14 protein-coding genes are annotated in these 17,609 nt (G+C 43.8%); 2 read left to right on the plus strand and 12 right to left on the minus strand.

Annotated features, from left to right (window positions below; genetic code table 11):
• Positions 1-48 precede the first annotated feature (48 nt).
• The 6 genes from JFC07_RS00395 to JFC07_RS00420 form a co-directional block, all read right to left on the minus strand.
• A complete protein-coding gene (locus JFC07_RS00395; RefSeq protein WP_156508500.1) occupies positions 49-417 on the minus strand; it encodes a hypothetical protein in 369 nt (122 codons plus the stop codon).
• A gap of 94 nt (positions 418-511) precedes the next feature.
• Positions 512-4,669, minus strand: a complete 4,158-nt coding sequence (hrpA, locus tag JFC07_RS00400; RefSeq protein ID WP_068405392.1) for an ATP-dependent RNA helicase HrpA — start codon at positions 4,667-4,669, stop codon at positions 512-514.
• 265 nt (positions 4,670-4,934) lie between these two features.
• The gene (locus JFC07_RS00405; RefSeq protein ID WP_068405276.1) at positions 4,935-5,249 is read right to left on the minus strand and encodes a hypothetical protein; all 315 of its coding nucleotides are present in this window, start codon (positions 5,247-5,249) and stop codon (positions 4,935-4,937) included.
• Between the two features lies 1 nt (position 5,250).
• Positions 5,251-5,859, minus strand: coding sequence for a DUF1543 domain-containing protein (locus tag JFC07_RS00410; protein ID WP_068405273.1), 609 nt, complete (start codon positions 5,857-5,859; stop codon positions 5,251-5,253).
• 90 nt (positions 5,860-5,949) lie between these two features.
• Positions 5,950-6,738 carry a metallophosphoesterase family protein gene (locus JFC07_RS00415; protein ID WP_068405271.1) on the minus strand — a complete coding sequence of 263 codons (789 nt, stop codon included), beginning with the start codon at positions 6,736-6,738 and terminating at the stop codon, positions 5,950-5,952.
• A 120-nt stretch (positions 6,739-6,858) separates the two neighbouring features.
• Positions 6,859-8,280: an SLC13 family permease gene (locus JFC07_RS00420; RefSeq protein WP_068405268.1), complete on the minus strand. Its 1,422-nt coding sequence runs from the start codon at positions 8,278-8,280 to the stop codon at positions 6,859-6,861.
• A gap of 366 nt (positions 8,281-8,646) precedes the next feature.
• Here JFC07_RS00420 and JFC07_RS00425 point away from each other — a divergent pair, with 366 nt between their 5' ends.
• Complete coding sequence (locus JFC07_RS00425) at positions 8,647-8,808, plus strand: hypothetical protein (RefSeq protein WP_180952548.1); 162 nt, start codon at positions 8,647-8,649, stop codon at positions 8,806-8,808.
• Between the two features lie 191 nt (positions 8,809-8,999).
• On the opposite strand, the gene JFC07_RS00430 is transcribed toward JFC07_RS00425, so the two are convergent.
• Together JFC07_RS00430 and JFC07_RS00435 are read right to left on the minus strand one after the other, a co-directional pair.
• Positions 9,000-9,698 carry a YoaK family protein gene (locus tag JFC07_RS00430; RefSeq protein WP_102077056.1) on the minus strand — a complete coding sequence of 233 codons (699 nt, stop codon included), beginning with the start codon at positions 9,696-9,698 and terminating at the stop codon, positions 9,000-9,002.
• 109 nt (positions 9,699-9,807) lie between these two features.
• Entirely contained in the window at positions 9,808-10,614 is an 807-nt protein-coding gene (locus JFC07_RS00435) for an enoyl-ACP reductase FabI (protein WP_068405263.1), read from the minus strand.
• 352 nt (positions 10,615-10,966) lie between these two features.
• Between JFC07_RS00435 and folE the strand changes: the two genes are divergently transcribed.
• Complete coding sequence (gene folE, locus JFC07_RS00440) at positions 10,967-11,563, plus strand: GTP cyclohydrolase I FolE (RefSeq protein ID WP_226928923.1); 597 nt, start codon at positions 10,967-10,969, stop codon at positions 11,561-11,563.
• 135 nt (positions 11,564-11,698) lie between these two features.
• On the opposite strand, the gene JFC07_RS00445 is transcribed toward folE, so the two are convergent.
• From JFC07_RS00445 to yejB, 4 genes are all read right to left on the minus strand, one after another.
• Positions 11,699-13,009, minus strand: a complete 1,311-nt coding sequence (locus JFC07_RS00445) for an iron-containing alcohol dehydrogenase (RefSeq protein ID WP_068405258.1) — start codon at positions 13,007-13,009, stop codon at positions 11,699-11,701.
• Positions 13,010-13,570: 561 nt separating this feature from the next.
• Entirely contained in the window at positions 13,571-15,253 is a 1,683-nt protein-coding gene (locus JFC07_RS00450; protein WP_082894301.1) for an ABC transporter ATP-binding protein, read from the minus strand.
• Between the two features lie 31 nt (positions 15,254-15,284).
• Positions 15,285-16,367 carry an ABC transporter permease gene (locus tag JFC07_RS00455; RefSeq protein ID WP_102077051.1) on the minus strand — a complete coding sequence of 361 codons (1,083 nt, stop codon included), beginning with the start codon at positions 16,365-16,367 and terminating at the stop codon, positions 15,285-15,287.
• The gene (gene yejB / locus JFC07_RS00460) at positions 16,367-17,437 is read right to left on the minus strand and encodes a microcin C ABC transporter permease YejB (protein ID WP_068405254.1); all 1,071 of its coding nucleotides are present in this window, start codon (positions 17,435-17,437) and stop codon (positions 16,367-16,369) included. Before yejB ends, JFC07_RS00455 begins: the two co-directional genes overlap by 1 nt.
• Positions 17,438-17,609: the final 172 nt, after the last annotated feature.

Genomic DNA, 17,609 nt, shown 5'->3' on the forward strand with positions numbered 1-17,609 from the left:
AGATTGTTTAGAGCAAGAAGGTGCATTCATTCACCCGTGCTATCAAAACTAGGCGCAGATTTCACTGACCGTTATTTGCTTTTGATATTTACCTAAAGGACCATATTTACCGATAGCGCTGATGTTACCAACGACGCAAGTCTCGAAATATTTATAATAGCCTTGTTGATTGATACTTTTTGAATCTTTCATTAATAGCTGCTGTGGATCTGATACGTAGTAAGTGACGCCATTAGAAACCAGTTCATGAACCTCAAAGCTTCTTTTAAACTTACCGCGTAACTGTACTTCTTTTGCCACATCATCGAGTGCGACTGCCTTTATGTCACTATTGCTACTGGCTTGTGTTTCACCACAGCCTGTAATCATAAATATAGTTGATGCAAATCCTAATATTATCAGTCTAAATTTAATCATTATTTTTTATCCTGCTAAAAAAATTACATCAATCTATTGTGTAACGCCCAGAAAAATGTTGTCAATAAATAAGTTCTAAAGCTCAAATTGAGCCTTAATTCACTTTCTCCCACATTTTATTTAGACGCTTCGGTGATACCGCCATGCGGGTTTTCATCGGCTGCGCGAATAGCTGAATGCGATATTCCTCAACCATCCAGCGATATTCGCTAATGGCTTTATCATTGGCACGATTTGCCAGCCGCTCCATATGTTCATCGAGAGCGTAGACACCATCGAGGTCCGCTTCCAGATTATGCTCAAGGCGCTCAAGACGAATCTCTAATGCTTCCAAATAACGCGGATACTGCTGCCAATGGCTATAATCCATGCGATAAACAAAATCAGCCAATTGCAAATCCTCTAGCTGGTCTTCGATATCTTCGATAGACTCGCCAAATATTTCTCTATCAAGCATGAGTAAGCTCTGACGGATACGCTGCCAACGCGTATAGACATTTTTAAGCGTTTTTATGACATCTTGACCCGTTAATAGGAAGTTACCAGCGACGACTTCTAAGGTTTTTTCAAACTCCTCTGGCGTAAAAGGCAATTCTTCCGCAAGGGCTACGGCAATATCATCAGCGCTTTCAGGTAAATCGGCAGTATGATCGAATAGCACATAATGCTCTTCAAGCGCAGCATCCAATGCCGCATCGATGACGATGGTTTTTAGCTTCTCCATATCGCCAAGGGGAGCAAAAGCCAATTTAAATATCTTATCAATCTGACTGGTCAGCTGTTTTTTCTTCGCGCCAAGCTTAGCTTTTATTAAAGTTAAAACCCCGATACGATGCGCCTGCAACGCTGCATTGACATCGGTATATTGGTGAATCGATACCGCCTCGCCCGACGCGTCTGCGACCAAGGCGGCAAACTGTTTCATCACCACGCCTGCACTATGATGGTTTTTGCTAAAGGCGAAATGCTCAGGGAACTCTGTATGTGTGCCTTGCTGCTCATTCACTGCTTGGCGGGTTTCACTAGCATGGCGAATTTGTAGCGTTTGTAGGTCGCGACCTTTTTCGATAATGCGGTTTTTGTCATCGACCACGCAGATTTGCGGCTGTAAATAGCGATCGATGCTAGCAGGATTAAAACTCTCAGGCGTCACCGACATAATGCCGCGACGATTTAAAGCTTGGCACAGCTGCTTTAATAAACCTTGACCACCAGCAGGCTGCAATTCATCAAACAAGCTATCGGCAGTATCAGGAATGGGGACGATTTGACGGCGAATGTCTTTGGGCAATGACTTGAGTAATTGCAATACCAACTCATAGCGCCAACCGGGTACGCCCCACAATAGCTCAATCGCATCAAGCTGCGGTAGCGCTACCAGTGGCACACGAATGGTCACGCCATCATCATCGCTTGACGGATCAAAGACATAACGCAGCGGTAATTTTAAATCACCCAGTTTCCACACTTCTGGAAAATCGCCTGTCGTTGGCGCTTGGCTATTAAGCACGTCATCATCGGTGAAGAATAGATACTTAGTATCAGTTTTTTCCACCTCGGCCCGCCAATCTTCAAACGTTTTACGACTGGCAATATGCTCAGGGATTTTTTTATCATAAAACTGATACAGTGCTTCTTCATCAACCAATAAATCACGGCGACGCAATTTATCTTCGATACGTTCAATATCAGCGATTTTATCCATATTATGCTGTAAAAATGGCGCTTGCCGACCCAAATTACCGGTCACCAAACCATCACGGATAAAGATTTCTCGCGATTCAGCCAAGTTCACTTGCTCATAGTTGGTCAGCTGTTTACTAATAATAATCAGCCCAAATAAACTAATCTGCGCGTAAGCTTTAACACGTCCCGTCTTTTTCGACCAATGCGGCTCAAAGTAGTGATATTTTAACAAGTCGCCTGCCGCTGAGATAATCCATTCAGGCTCAATCTTAGCAACGGTACGCATAAACACTTGCGAGGTTTCCACCACTTCAAAGGCCATGACCCAAGGCGGTACTTGTTTAAACACCGTACTGGCTGGGAAAATCTTGGCTTTTTGCTGGCGCGCGGCTAAGTATTCACCACGATTTTCAGTTTTATGCGCAATCGTAGATAACAGACCCGTTAATAATGCACGATGTAAATTGGCATATTTAACGGCTTTGAGCTCTTCATCTTCAATCGCGGTAGGGTCGCTCGTCACATTATCTAAAGAAGCTTTTTTATTGCTACCTTTATTAGTAGTTTTTGCCTCCTTAACGTCGGTCAGTTTTAGCTCAGTGACCATTTGTACCAGCTGACGATGGGTTTGATTCCACTCGCGCACACGCGGGAAGCTCAAATAGTTTTTCTTGGTAAAATTCTTACGCTGATTACCAGACAGTTTGTTGCCGTCTTCGTCTTTTTCAAACAAGGCTTTCCAGAGACTTAAATAGAATAAAAAGTCGGAGTCATCTTGGCGAAATTCTGCATGCTTTTGATCCGCTTGCTGGCGCTTATTGGCAGGACGCTCGCGCGGATCTTGGACAGCAAGCGCCGCAACCACGATGAGCATTTCGCGAATACAATCAAAATCGCTACCGGCAACCAACATACGTGCCAACCTTGGGTCGATTGGCATACGTGCCATTTTTTGCCCAGTCGGTGTCAGAACCAGATGGTCAAGACCTTTTTTGGGCTTGTTGGTTTGCTTAGCAGAAGAGGCTTCTTTTTTAGAAGTAATCGCGCCCAATTCATCGAGCAATTTATGCCCATCAGTAACTAAGCGGCTATCAGGTGGCTCAATAAAGGCAAAATCATCGACACTGCCTAAGCGCAGGTTGGCCATTTGCAAAATAACGGAGGCAAGATTGGTACGTAAAATTTCAGGTTCAGTGAACTCTGGACGACCAGTAAAGTCCTCCTCGCTATAAAGCCGAATACAAACGCCGGGCGCGACACGACCACAACGCCCTTTACGCTGATTGGCCGCTGCTTGTGAGATGGCTTCAATCGGTAAACGCTGTACGCGTGAGCGATACGAATAACGCGAAATCCGCGCAAATCCTAAGTCAATCACATAGCGAATGCCGGGTACGGTCAGTGCCGTCTCGGCAACGTTGGTGGCGATAACGATACGCCGGCCGCGACCTGACGGCTGAAAGATTCGCTGCTGCTCTTCATAAGTTTGGCGAGCAAACAAGGGCAATACTTCGGTATGTTTTGGCCCATGACGCTCAAGCACCTCTTGGAGCTCACGAATTTCAGCTTCTGTCGCCGCAAATATTAAAATATCTGCTTGATCGGCATGACCTTTGTTTTGTGCATCGCTAAAACATTCTTCGACGGCAGCAACCACCGCGCGAGGCAGATTCTCTTCAAAGTCATCATAGCTGTCATCATCCGAGCTGTTTACTGGCTCATCGGTCAACGGACGATAACGAACTTCCACAGGGTAACTGCGACCTTCGACATTAAAAATCGGCGCAGGCACGTTACGCTTGAGCTTTTTATCATAATGGCTAAAATATTCGCTAAAGCGTCTAGTATCAAGGGTCGCTGAGGTAATAATGACTTTTAAATCAGGGCGCTTGGGCAGCAGTTTTTTTAAATAACCCATAATAAAGTCAATATTTAAGCTACGCTCATGCGCCTCATCAATAATAATAGTATCGTACTTACTTAAAAACCGATCATGCCCCAATTCAGCCAGTAAGATACCATCGGTCATCAGCTTCACGACAGATTGTGCCGACCCTTGCTCATTAAAACGAATCTTAAAGCTGACGGTATTACCGAGCTGCTCGCCCAATTCTTCCGCGATACGGTTTGCTACGCTGCGTGCTGCCAGTCGCCTTGGCTGAGTATGACCTATTTGCCCTGTGATACCGCGACCTGCCAGCATTGCAAGCTTTGGTAATTGCGTCGTCTTACCAGAACCGGTCTCACCTGCCACGATAATCACTTGGTTATCGATAATACCTTGAACCAAGTCATCAGCACGTTGACTCACGGGCAAGTCAAGATTTAACTTGGCTGCTAAATCTTGAGGAATACTATCAATACGCGCTTGCACCGCTTGCTGTGAGCGGGTTTTTATTTTGTCATACTGCGCACGTTTTTTGGTTAGCCCATCCTCTGCTTTATTATCAGAACCCTTCTGATCTCTTTTATTATTAGCCACAGCGGCACGTGCCAGCTCACGCTCTAAACGGCTGAGATAATAGCTATCTTTGGCTAAAACTGGTAAGTCAGTGGCAACCTTCACGTACGAAGATGCGTTATCACTGTTTACCGTGATATTTGAGTCATCATTATTTGGGTTGGCGGCTTTACTTGCTTCATTTTCGTTGGAGCTAAATTCATTAGAGCTTAGGTCGTTGGTTAGGTTTTCAGTAGCAGTTTCTGCGGTATTCTTAGAAGTATTGGGCATATTTACTTAGGCTATTTATTATTTGGAAGTGCTTAGATTATGGGGGTAATTTGGGCGTGATTCAAGATGGTTATAGAAACAGGCTAAAGCAAAAAATTCACTAATTACTGGTATAAATCACCTGCCCCCTAGCTGCAGCTCCCGTAAAGAAGCTATGGAGCTTTTGCAGAGGCAGCATAGGAAAAGGCAGGTGCAACGAAAGTAACAGTCTCTCAAACGCCACCACCTCATCAGCTAACCATTTAGCGACATCAGGCTGGATCTGTGGATTTTCATAAAGATTATCAATTAACCACGTCAGTTGTGGAAAATTGGCATTATTATGAACCTGATAAAGCGTGGTCAATAGCTCATCAGAGATTTGGCTACGCGTTTTGCGAATAACGCCGTTTTTATAGTACATATTTAAAGCCATATTATCCTAACCTCCTTAAATTCTTGATACTCAGATAACCAACGTACTCTTTATCATCAGTATTCGCAAATTCATTGTTATCGTTAGTAATCGGCTTAATTAACAACCGAACATTTGGAATAAGGTCATTGACGTTATAAATATCGTCGATATCTACCTCAAACTTATCATCAATATGCGAGGCGGCATTAAAAGGCGACTCTTTATCTTTATAAGTAAAGGCTTTATAAAATTCGCTCTGTTTTGCTTGCTTAATAGCGTCCGCTTGAGTAGCAGCAACGATAAGCAGCTTATAATGAAACTCCTCGAAACTGCCGCGCTGATAACCCCCTAAATTGATAAAGAATAACTTTAAATCGTTGGTACTCTCTACATCGTTGGTACTCTCTGTTTGGCTACTTGATTCGACCAATTTAATCGCATAATTATCAACTTTGCTAATCGCTCGATACGAGTCAATGTGCCATTTATTTTTAACCTCAGGCCAGTGCTGATTGATATCCTCTATCAGCTCGCTGACTTGGTTAGCCACGCCAAAAAATATATCATGTTGCTCAATCAAACGACCTTTGGGGCGACCACCAAGTTGTACCATAAACAGTGTTAGCATTTTAATCAGTCCTTTTTATATATATAAAAATTATAGTTACCGCAATCAATATTATCAGCTTGATCTAAAGACACTTTGACTATTCTCCAGTTACAATACTCGCCCTGTCCTTAATTCAAACGCCCAATCTTCACGACCATTTGCTAAAGCCAATTTAGCTGCTGCTTCATAATCGTAAGGCACTCTAATATGCTCAGTTTGCCACTGCTTACCTTTTTTATTTTCAACACATTTAATAAGAGCGTAACTGGCATGGGGCGAATAAGTCTGCATTTTATGCACGATTGGTAAATCATCTTTATAGGCGGGATAGCCAACGCTACCTGTATTAACAACAATTTGTCCTGTCGATAGCATGACTGTACGCGGAATATGAGTATGGCCACATACGATAACTGAACTGTCGATACCCTTGAGCAATGCTAAAATATCTGTGTTATTACGTAGCGTCGGCTGCCCTGTTTCTATATTTTCCAATAGATATATCATGTCGTCCGCTGGCGACCCATGACACAGATATATATCGTCATTCAAATGATAATCAAAAGGCAAGTTCTGCATCCATCTTATCGCCATTTTAGGCAAATCTTTTGTAATGAAAGTCAGCGTAGAATTGCTTTTCATCTCTATTGTCGTAGCTTCATAAATCTGTCTATCTTGATTACCCCGAATAGTAATAATATCGTCTTGATATTTCGTTAAAAGCTCATACGTGGCTTTAGGCGCAATCGGTCCATATAGAATATCTCCGAGATTAACAATTTGGTCAATATCTCGATGTCTGATATCAGCAAGCACAGCTTCAAGCGCAAAGACATTACTGTGAATGTCTGAGATAGCTGCAATAGTATTGAATTGCTTATTACTAGAATACTCCATCCTTTTTTTCTTCCTCGCAAATCACTCCGTTATACACAGACTAACAATAAAAGGAAATAAAAAACCCGACATTTAAGTAAATATCGGGCTTTAGGGATTATGATGAACTTAATTGCTAGGCTATATTAAGAAAAAATACGCCCACAACCCGACGACTAGGGTAGCAAGAATATTAAGAATAACACCAACACGTATCATCTCGTTTTGCTTAATCAGCCCCGTACCAAAGACAATCGCATTCGGCGGCGTGGCAACCGGTAACATAAAGGCACATGAGGCGCCAATACCGATGACCAAGACGAGCACTTCATGTGGCAGTCCCATTTGCTCAGCAATAGCAGCAAACACTGGTACTAACAAAGCAGCAGAAGCCGTATTAGAAGCAAACTCCGTCAAGAAGATAATAAATGCCGATACGGCAATCATGACGATAATAAGCGGTGCTGAAGACAGCGCATTGGCAACCGTTTCGCCCAGTACTAAAGACGCACCTGATACTTTCAAAATCGTCGATAGCGCGATACCGCCACCGAACAGCATGAGTACGCCCCAATCGGTATTATCAGACACTTGCTTCCATGACACCAAACCCAAGCTCACTACAGCAGCAGCAGCGGATAAGGCAATTACGGCATCAGTATCCGTGATATCTAATGCAGCGCCGATTTTTTTGGAAAATATCCAACTAAGGGCGGTAATGATAAAGACGATAATCGTCACTATACGCGGTTTATTCCAAGCGATAGGCTCGTCTTCACGCAGTACAATCTTACGGTTTAGATTTGGTTTTAAATACACATACATGGCACCCAATAATAATGGCAAGAGCACCAACATCATCGGTATACCAAACTTCATCCAGTCTACAAACGCAATATCAAGCGCCTTTGCGGCAATAGCGTTTGGCGGCGAACCAACAATCGTACCCAGACCACCAAGACTCGCTGAATAAGCAATACCCAGTAATACGAAAACAAAGGTGCCACGGTCTTTTTCACGGTCAACTTGGGTCAAAATACCGAGTGCTAGTGGCAACATCATCGCCGCGGTCGCAGTATTCGATATCCACATCGACAAAAACGCTGTCACACCAAATATCAAAAATACTGCCGTGCTGAGCTTACCGCCTGACATCGATAAAATCTTCAACGCAATTTTTTTATCCAGTTGCTGTACATGTAGTGCTGCAGCTAAAGCAAAACCACCAAAGAATAAATAAATCGTCGGATTGGCAAAGCTTTGTAAACCAATCTCCGCATCAAACTCTGGAATGCCAATCAACGCACCAACGACGACGACCAAAAGCGCCGTAATCGTAACGTGTACCGCCTCTGTCAACCACAGCACCCCGATGAAAAACAACATCGCAAGGCCTTTATTGGCATTGATATCAAACGGCAAAACGTTATAGATAATCATACTGATAACCGCCGCAATAGCGACCACTATCAACCCTTTACCTGTACCTTTTGGAAAGGTATCGGTAAATAAATACTCGTTGCCATCATCAGGAAGATGGCTATCTAGTTTTTGCTCTGACATAAAATGTCCTTATTTTCCCCAAAGACAGTGTAAAAAACCTAAAATAAAAGCGTACTTTGGCAACTTACCCTTCATCAATCGGTAACCGCAAAAAACACGCCGTCATCATAGCAGATATATAACAAAAAACTGACTTAAGAGTGCTGCTAATAATTTTGCAATAAATGTGGTTATAGAAAAATTAAGCAGGAATCCGTGTGATGTATGGTTACACATCGTCACTAAACAAACGTACACCGTGTATGTACAAGCGTACAGTGCTATCTCATACTAAATAAGTTAATTAAAACTAAAAGCCGATAAATTTACCCATTATATTTTTATTGGACTTTATTGGACATTGATAAAAACAAACAGGAATATGTTATGCCAAATTCAAACAAAACCGATTCGACCACAAAAATGGCGCCAAAAGACATCAATCAAGATGGCTTGGATAAAAAAGATCAGCAGCGTACCGACGACTCCGCATTAGATATGATGCAAGGGTTACATGAACATGAAGATCACGAAGAAGACGATAAGTAGTTTGTCTCGTTAAGCTTATTTGAATTAGAAAATTAGGTGGTGTTCTAAAAAGTATGCTGGCGATAAAAGTCAATAAGAAATCTATGCTAAGTTCTCTGATTCTATAGGGCTTTCAAGGCTTCAAGAATTGTTCAGATCTTAATCAGCATACTTTTTGATACACCACCGAAAATTAAAATAAAAAGCGCTCATCAAGCAGATGGGCGCTTTTTTTGTCTCGGCTGTCTTTTTTCTGGCAAACGGTCTGACATATAGTTATAGAAAAAAGCTGCACTCAAAACAATGCTAATAGGGACAAATAACGCGCCATAGCCAACTTTGGCATATAAAAACGCCCCGACGGCGCCGCCACCGCAAAAGCAGTACCAAATAATCGCTTGAAAGCCCAATGTAGGCTTGCTGATACGCCGTCCCGCCAGCCAGTTACCGATGGCAGCGCCCATATCAGAGGTCAGACCGGTCAAATGGGTGGTACGAATAACCGCGCCGCTATAGGTAGCGACCATCGCATTCTGTAAGCCGCACGCCATCGCCGCTGCCAATTGTCCTAAGTAATCATGCTGCTGATATAACCAATAGCTAATCAATAATAGCGCCGCTTCTATATACAGCGCACTGCCGTAACGCCGACCGAGCTTTAATGATCGTTGCCCAATCACAAAACCGCTTAATATTGCCCCAGCCAAAAAAGACAGCAGCAAAGCACCGATATATAAAATACTGCGACCGTCTAAATGCGCAATCGCCGCTGAAAACAGGCTGACGTTTCCGGTCACATGCGAGACGGATAAATTGGTAAAGCCCATTAATGCGGCGGTATTGACGCAGCCTGCGCTAAATGCCAGTACAGCGCCGCCCCACAATATCCATTTTGGTAATCTGGTTATCATATTCGTTGCCTAATGGCCCAACACCAAAAAGCCCTTATTATAACCAAAAAAGACAGCCAATTGGCCGTCTTCTCTACTGCTTAACTCATATTAACTTTGCTTACAAACATTATTTTGTCTCATCAAGCATCATTAATTGCTCGCTGATGGCAACGGTATTAAAACCTGCATCCACAAACATAATCTCACCGGTGATACCAGATGCCCACGGTGATAGTAAAAATAGCGCCGCATTACCGACTTCGGTCTGGGTAATATTACGCTGTAACGGGGCGATTTTTTCACTGATATCGAGCATTTTACGGAACGATTTGATGCCGCTTGCCGCAAGGGTACGAATAGGACCAGCAGAAATCGCGTTGACACGAATACCTTCACCGCCCATCGAGGTAGCAAGGTAGCGCACACTGGCCTCTAAACTGGCTTTTGCCATGCCCATGACGTTGTAATTTGGCAATACGGAAATACTGCCTTCATAGGTCAAGGTCAGCATAGAACCATGACGCATGGCTAGCAGCGCGCGTGCTTCTTTGGCCAAGGCCACAAAGCTATAGCTTGAGATATCATGAGCAATTTGGCTGCCTTCACGGGTAGTGGCATTGACGAAATCGCCATCTAACTGGTCCATCGGCGCAAAGCCAATCGCGTGGACAACACCATCAATACCATCGCCCCAATGCGCGGTCACTTGCTCAAAACATGCAGCAATCGATTCATCTGATGCCACATCACACTCAAGCACTAAATCCGCTTCAAAGGCTTCGGCGGCCATATCGACACGTTTTTTAATTTTGTCATTGGGATAAGTCAAAATTAACGATGCGCCTTCACGGTGCAGCGCTTCAGCGATTGCCCAAGCGATAGAAAGTTTGCTTGCGATGCCGGTGACGACAAAGCGTTGTCCTTGTAGTAACATAATAGTTCCCTGTAAATCGATTTAAATGACAGATTATTTTTAATAGCTCGCTCATAAATAGCGAGTGAAAACACAAATTAAAAGATGACCCATTATACACGAATTGATTTAAGTAAACACTCGTATACTGTATTTACTTACACGCTATAAACGCTTAATCTCCTTTCATAGTAATAGCTAATATGGATAAAACGATTATCTACTGAGCATAGCAGTATGAAGTTAAGTGGATTTCAAGTATAATCACAGCCCTCCCAGCTTGCACAATTTTTATAAAAATCCTTTACAACCATTGTTTGTAAACAAGGATTAGCGTTAAGCTACACCCACATTTTGGATGGCTGCCAAACTTATGAGCAATACCCCAACAATAGCAACAGATTTTCAAGAAAGTGTTGAATCCTATCGTCAGCTAATCACTTCAACTGGCGAAGACTTAGAGCGTCCTGGCTTACAAGATACTCCAATACGCGCGGCAAAAGCGTTTGCGCATTTGACGCAAGGCTATCATCAAAGCTTGGAAGAAGTGGTCAATGGCGCGGTATTTCCTTCGACCAATCGTGAATTGGTCTTGGTGCAAAACATTGAATTTTATTCATTATGTGAACATCATATGTTGCCATTTCATGGCGTCGCGCACATCGGTTACTTGCCCAATGGTCAAGTATTAGGGCTGTCAAAATTCGCCCGTATCGTTGATATGTTTGCTCGTCGCTTGCAAATTCAAGAGAATTTAAGCGAACAAGTAGCACAAACGATTATGGATGTGACAGGTTGCCGCGGTGTGGCAGTGGTTATGGATGCAGCGCACATGTGCATGATGATGCGCGGCGTTAACAAGCAGCATTCAACCACGCGCAGCACAGCGATGCTGGGCGAGTATGTACACGACAATCAAGCCCGTAATGAGTTTTTAGATGCGGTGCCAAAGCGTAAACCTGCGTTTTAATATCGTTTAAAATAAAACCAGTGCTAGTTATAAGCAACAGAGAAGTAAAGAAAAAGAGCACATTGTTGATATCGCAATGTGCTCTTTTTTATTTTTAGAGATTGATCATCGGACTTATTAAGTAGCTTAAATAACTTAAGCAACCTTATCAGTTTTTGCATCACGACTGGCGTGCTCATCACTGGCTTGCTTAATCTTGGTTAAAATATCCTTAATCTCAGCAGCAGATAGATAAGTCGGCACCGCATAAGTATCGCTGACTTCTTTTGCCGCGGCTTTGGCAATATCATTAAAATCACTGCTTTGCATATTTTTAACGGTTGGATCGATATTTAAGGTAGCAATCAGCTCGCGTACTTGTGCGATGAGACTATCGGCAATATCGCTATCACTCTTGTCAGCTTGACCCGATTTGACCATACCAGTCTTGCGAGCTAACTCTGCCAATCTTTTTTTGCTGCCTTTGCGATTGACGTCAAGCACATATGGTAAGACGATGGCATTGGCACGACCGTGGGGGATACTATAGTGCGCCCCCAACTGGTGAGCGATAGCATGAACGTAACCTAGACCGGCTTTATTAAAGGCGATACCGCCGTAATGAGCGGCGATACCCATCTCTTCACGTGCTTTCAAGTTGCCGCCATCTTTATAAACCAGTGGTAGGTTTTGCATTACAGTTTTAACTGCAGAAGCCGCATAATAATCGGTCTCGACGCTAGCATTGGCACTCATCCACGCTTCTAAAGCATGGGTTAAGACATCGATACCGGTATCTGCTGTGATATGCGCCGGCATGCCTTTCATAATAATCGGATCGATAGCCGCTGCTAATGGCACCATTCTTGGGTCGATAGATAGGGCTTTTTGATGCGTTTTGTCATCTGACACCACCGCACCCAACGTCGCTTCTGAACCGGTGCCAGCTGTGGTTGGAATACAATAAAGCGGAACCGAAGGTTTTCTGGCTTTCAAGATACCGATAAGCTGTTTTGGCTTGCAGTTATTGCCTTGTGACATGGCAATCATTTTAGCCGCATCAATAACCGAGCCGCCACCGATGGCAATAATTGAGTCGCACTTAGCGTCGACAGACTTGCGCAATCCCTCTTCGACGACTTTAAAAGTAGGATCTGGGGTAATGCCGTCGTAGATTTTATAGCTGATATTTTTGCTATCTAGATAATCTGTGACTTTAGCAGGGATACCAAGTTTGTTTAATACCGCGTCCGTAACGATAAAAACATTGGTATTGCCTTCATTGATGAGCATGTCACACAAATCTTCACACGAGGTCTCACCGACAAACAACATCGGTCTTCTGACTGGCACTACGTAAGAAAAGGCTTTTAGTACTTTGGCACGCGTCTTAGCAACCGCCAAATAACCAGCGTGTTGTAAGCCTGTACTACTGACCAATTTAGAAATAGTATTTTGTTTTTTCATAGGTATAAAAATCCTTTTTAATAATGCTAATACTAGCAACAACGACAACTTAAAGCAGTGATTCATCACCGCAGTCAAAATAAAAAATGCTGTCAAAACAAAAGCACGGTGAATAAAAATACTGCATCAGCGTCTACATAAAGCAGACTACTGTTTAAACTTATTGTACCACCGCCATTTTTAGGATGTCATGATTATTATGAACTGCGATGTTCTGGTTATTTAGCGTCGCATCTTTACTTATACAAAGAAAATCAGCCATCAACTTGCTTCTTTACGAAAACTTAAAATAGTCTCAGTAGCGACTTGTTGTAGGTTCGTTCAGGCTTTTTACCCACGCGCTTTTCTCCCCAACTAGGATCCCCATCCTATTCAATCAATTCGACAAATTCTCTAGGTAGATTTACAGAAACGCCACCAAGATCGCCAATGGCATATTTTTCTTCTGTATTAGCTACGGTTGAACTATCCGAACAACCACTAAGCGATAGAGCGCTAGATAAAAGCATCAAGCATAATTTTCTCATGATTTTTACTTATAATAATTGATAGCGTTTATTGTTATAAGGAACTCGCCTGCAACAGCTGCTGCGCGTACGGGTGCTGTGGATTATTAAACACATCTTCGCTAGGGCCCGACTCAATACACACGCCGTCTTTTATCACCATCATATGCTGGCATAAGGCGCGGACTACTTTTAAATCGTGGCTGATAAACACATAGCTGACTTGCAATTTTGCTTGAATTTCCCGTAGCAAGTTGACCACCGTAACCTGCGTGGTGCTATCAAGCGCCGACGTTGGCTCATCTAATATCAATAAACTTGGCTGCATAATAAGGGCACGCGCAAGGGCGACGCGCTGACGCTGACCGCCCGATAACTCATGCGGATAACGCTGCGCAAACTCCGCTGGTAGATGCACAGTCGCCAAACTATCCATCACTGCTTGCTGGCGTTCTGCTTTATTGACACCTTGTACTAACAGCCCTTCTTCGACGATTTGCATGACCGTCATACGTGGATCGATACTGGCAAAGGGGTCTTGAAACACCATTTGAATTTGCGCGCGCAAGGTGCGCAAATGACGTTTGGACAATGCCGTCATGTCCTGTCCATTGACCATTATCTGACCACTGACACGCGCTTGATTGCTGAGTAATTGGCTTAGCGCAAGGGCAATGGTGGTTTTACCAGAGCCTGACTCACCAACGATACCCAACGCCTGCCCTTTCTGCAGGGTCATATCGACATCTTTTACCGCATCAAACCAACGTTTGGTGCCGCCAAACAAGCTTTTTTCAATAGGAAATTTTACTTGTAGGTTACTGACTTGCAATACGGTTGGTAACTGACTTTCATCATCCAATAAACTGAGTGCTTGCCCGAAATCTTGCTTGATAAGCGAGCGGGTATAGTCCGCTTTAGGCTGGCTAAATACTGCTGCCGTTTGCCCTTGCTCAATCGTGTGTCCTTGGCGCATGACGATGACGTCATCGCTATAGCGCCTGACCAGATTGAGATCATGGCTGATTAATATCATTGCCATATTATGCTGACACTTAAGGTTATCTAACAGGGTTAGAATCTCATGTTGCAAGGTCACATCAAGCGCGGTCGTCGGTTCATCAGCGATTAAAACATCAGGCTGCTGCGCCAATGCCATGGCAATCATGACCCGTTGGCGTTGACCGCCTGATAACTCATGTGGATAGCGATTTAGCTTATCAGCAGGGTCGTTGATATTGACATCGTTTAATAAAGCGATACTTTTTTCGCGCCACTGTTTTTTGGGGGCGCCCCTGATACGCAAGGATTCTGCAATTTGTTTGCCGACCGTATGTAGTGGGTTTAGCGCCGTCATCGGCTCTTGAAACACCATACCGATACGCTGCCCACGAATAGAGCGCAGCGCCACATTTCGCCCTTTGTCATTGGTAATTGGCAGCGCACTCATGTCTTTGGCGTTTGCTAGCTGCACTTCACCGCTAACCGTCAAACTGTCCGGTAGCAAGCCTAATAGCGCAAGACTGGCAATCGACTTACCAGAGCCCGACTCGCCTACTATCGCTAATGTCTGCCCTTGCCGTAGCTCGTACGATAGCTTATCGACCAGAACCATGCCTGCGTCCGTGACGATGCTAAGTTTATCTACGCTCAGCATGAGCTTATTTTGGCTATTGCTATGACTATCATTTGAATGGGCATTTTGCTCATTAGCACTTTGCTCAGTAGTGGTCGTCATATTAGCGGTTATTATTTTATCAGTTGTCATATCACGAGCGCCTCGGATCAAAGGCATCACGTAGCGCTTCGCCAACGAAGATGAGCAAGGATAAAATAAAAGTTAAGCTAAAGAACCCTGATAGCGCGAGCCAAGGGGCATCGAGGTTGTTTTTCCCTTGTACCATCAGCTCACCAAGCGACGGTGAACCAGGTGGCAGACCATATCCTAAAAAGTCTAACGCTGTTAACGCGATAATATTAGCCGTTAAAATAAACGGCAATTGCGACAAACTTGATGCCAATGCATTGGGTAAGATATGCCTGAGCATGATTTGACTGTCTGACACCCCAAGGTTACGAGCGGCACGAACATAATCAAAATTACGCGCACGCAAAAACTCTGCCCGTACCAAACCGACTAGCCCCATCCAACCGAATAACAACATCATGGCAAATAACATAAATATGCTAGGGCTAAACAAGCTGACCAAAATAATAATCATAAACAGCTGCGGCATCCCGCCCCATACTTCCATAAAGCGCTGCCCGGCTAAATCTACCCAGCCACCGTAATAGCCTTGTATCGCACCAACGATAATGCCAATTAATGCACCCGCAAGCGTCAAGGCGATACCGAACAACAAAGATACCCGCAATCCATAAAGTATCCGCGCCAGCACATCGCGTCCTAAGTCATCGGTACCCAGCCAATTTTGACTATTGGGCGCGGCTGGATATGGAATCCCAAGCTCAACGTTTGGTGTCTGATCGGCAAAGGGAATGAGCGGCATAATATAAAAACCCTGCTCATCAATCAACGCTTGCACTGCAGGGTCTTTGTAATTGGCTTCAGTCTCGAACACCCCACCAAAAGTCGTTTCGGGATAGGCTTTTAGGACGGGGAAATAATAATCACCTTGATACTGCACCAGTAGCGGCTTGTCATTGGCAATGACATTGGCTGCCATACAAATGACAAATATCAGGGCAAAAATAAATAGCGATATTACTCCAAGGCGATTGTGGCGAAAACGGTTTAGGCGTGCCTGCCAAATAGGATTTAGGCGGCGTTTTTTTTCTGGGACAATGGAAGATGTGTTTGAGGGTACAGAAGATAATGGATGACTTGACATTAGCGCCCCTCAAAATCAATACGCGGATCAATTAAGTGATAACTTAAATCACTGATTAACTGTAATAACAGCCCGAGCAAAGTAAAGATAAACAGCGTACCAAATATCACCGGATAATCACGCTGCTGAATGGCTTCGAAACCCAACAACCCCAAACCATCAAGTTTAAAGATAATCTCAATCAAAAAATTACCGGCAAAGAAAATCCCAACGATAGCCGCTGGAATACCGGCGATAATAATCAACATCGCATTACGAAACACATGGCCGTATAACACTTGCCGTTCGCCCAAGCCTTTGGCTCGCGCGGTAAGCACATATTGCTTACCGAGCTCTTCTAAAAAGCTAAACTTGGTCAAGTAAGTCAAGCCAGCAAAGCCGCCAACGGTACTTGCTAGGAGCGGCAATGCCAGATGCCAAAAGTAATCTTTCACTTTACCAAGCGTGCTTAATTGGTCAAAATTTTCGGAAGTTAATCCTTGTAGCGGAAAAATATTCCAATAGCTGCCACCGGCAAAAAACACTAACAGTATGACGGCAAATACGAAAACAGGTATCGCATGGCCGATAGCAAGCAGCATGGCTGTTGCTTTATCAATCCCTGAGCCATGATGCATCGCTTTATAGACACCAAGCGGAATCGCTATCATATAAATCAGCAGCGTACTCCATAGCCCAAGCGAGATTGATACTGGTAATTTTTCAACAATCAAGTCAGTCACCGATTGACCTTTAAAAAACGATGTCCCAAAATCAAGCTTGGCATAATTCCTTAGCATCAGCCAAAAGCGCTCAGGTGCTGACTTATCAAAGCCGTATTGCGCATTAATTGCCGCTACCATTTCCTCAGATAGGCCGCGCGTGCCTTGGTAAGTACTCTTATTGCCACCGGCACTGCCCGCACCGATATTACCGCTGAGCGCACCGTCTTTTGCACTTTGTTCGATAAGCGCCAGTTGCTGCTCGACAGGGCCGCCCGGCGCCGCTTGGACAATGACAAAGTTCGCCAGCAATATCAAAAATAGCGTCGGTAATATCAGTAACAACCTTTTTAAGATATAACGACCCATAATGACGGCTTCCTAAAACATAGAGATATGACAACTTAGGGTGTGTCCTCATTTTAAAAATGGTCATAAAAATGAGATAAATTGCAGTCAAATGAGGAAAATAGCGCAAATAATACCGGGGTATTAATCAGCTATTTGACGATATTTGGCAAAATTTAGCCATTTTTAGCCC

The organism is Psychrobacter faecalis, from assembly GCF_016107575.1.
Lineage (GTDB): Bacteria > Pseudomonadota > Gammaproteobacteria > Pseudomonadales > Moraxellaceae > Psychrobacter > Psychrobacter faecalis.

Coding starts and splice junctions, on each gene's coding strand:
- JFC07_RS00395 (WP_156508500.1), bottom strand. CDS start 417: ATGATTAAATTTAGACTGATAATATTAGGATTTGCATCAACTATATTT.
- JFC07_RS00405 (WP_068405276.1), bottom strand. CDS start 5,249: ATGGCTTTAAATATGTACTATAAAAACGGCGTTATTCGCAAAACGCGT.
- JFC07_RS00410 (WP_068405273.1), bottom strand. CDS start 5,859: ATGCTAACACTGTTTATGGTACAACTTGGTGGTCGCCCCAAAGGTCGT.
- JFC07_RS00415 (WP_068405271.1), bottom strand. CDS start 6,738: ATGGAGTATTCTAGTAATAAGCAATTCAATACTATTGCAGCTATCTCA.
- JFC07_RS00420 (WP_068405268.1), bottom strand. CDS start 8,280: ATGTCAGAGCAAAAACTAGATAGCCATCTTCCTGATGATGGCAACGAG.
- JFC07_RS00425 (WP_180952548.1), top strand. CDS start 8,647: ATGCCAAATTCAAACAAAACCGATTCGACCACAAAAATGGCGCCAAAA.
- JFC07_RS00430 (WP_102077056.1), bottom strand. CDS start 9,698: ATGATAACCAGATTACCAAAATGGATATTGTGGGGCGGCGCTGTACTG.
- JFC07_RS00435 (WP_068405263.1), bottom strand. CDS start 10,614: ATGTTACTACAAGGACAACGCTTTGTCGTCACCGGCATCGCAAGCAAA.
- folE (WP_226928923.1), top strand. CDS start 10,967: ATGAGCAATACCCCAACAATAGCAACAGATTTTCAAGAAAGTGTTGAA.
- JFC07_RS00445 (WP_068405258.1), bottom strand. CDS start 13,009: ATGAAAAAACAAAATACTATTTCTAAATTGGTCAGTAGTACAGGCTTA.
- JFC07_RS00450 (WP_082894301.1), bottom strand. CDS start 15,253: ATGACGACCACTACTGAGCAAAGTGCTAATGAGCAAAATGCCCATTCA.
- JFC07_RS00455 (WP_102077051.1), bottom strand. CDS start 16,367: ATGTCAAGTCATCCATTATCTTCTGTACCCTCAAACACATCTTCCATT.
- yejB (WP_068405254.1), bottom strand. CDS start 17,437: ATGGGTCGTTATATCTTAAAAAGGTTGTTACTGATATTACCGACGCTA.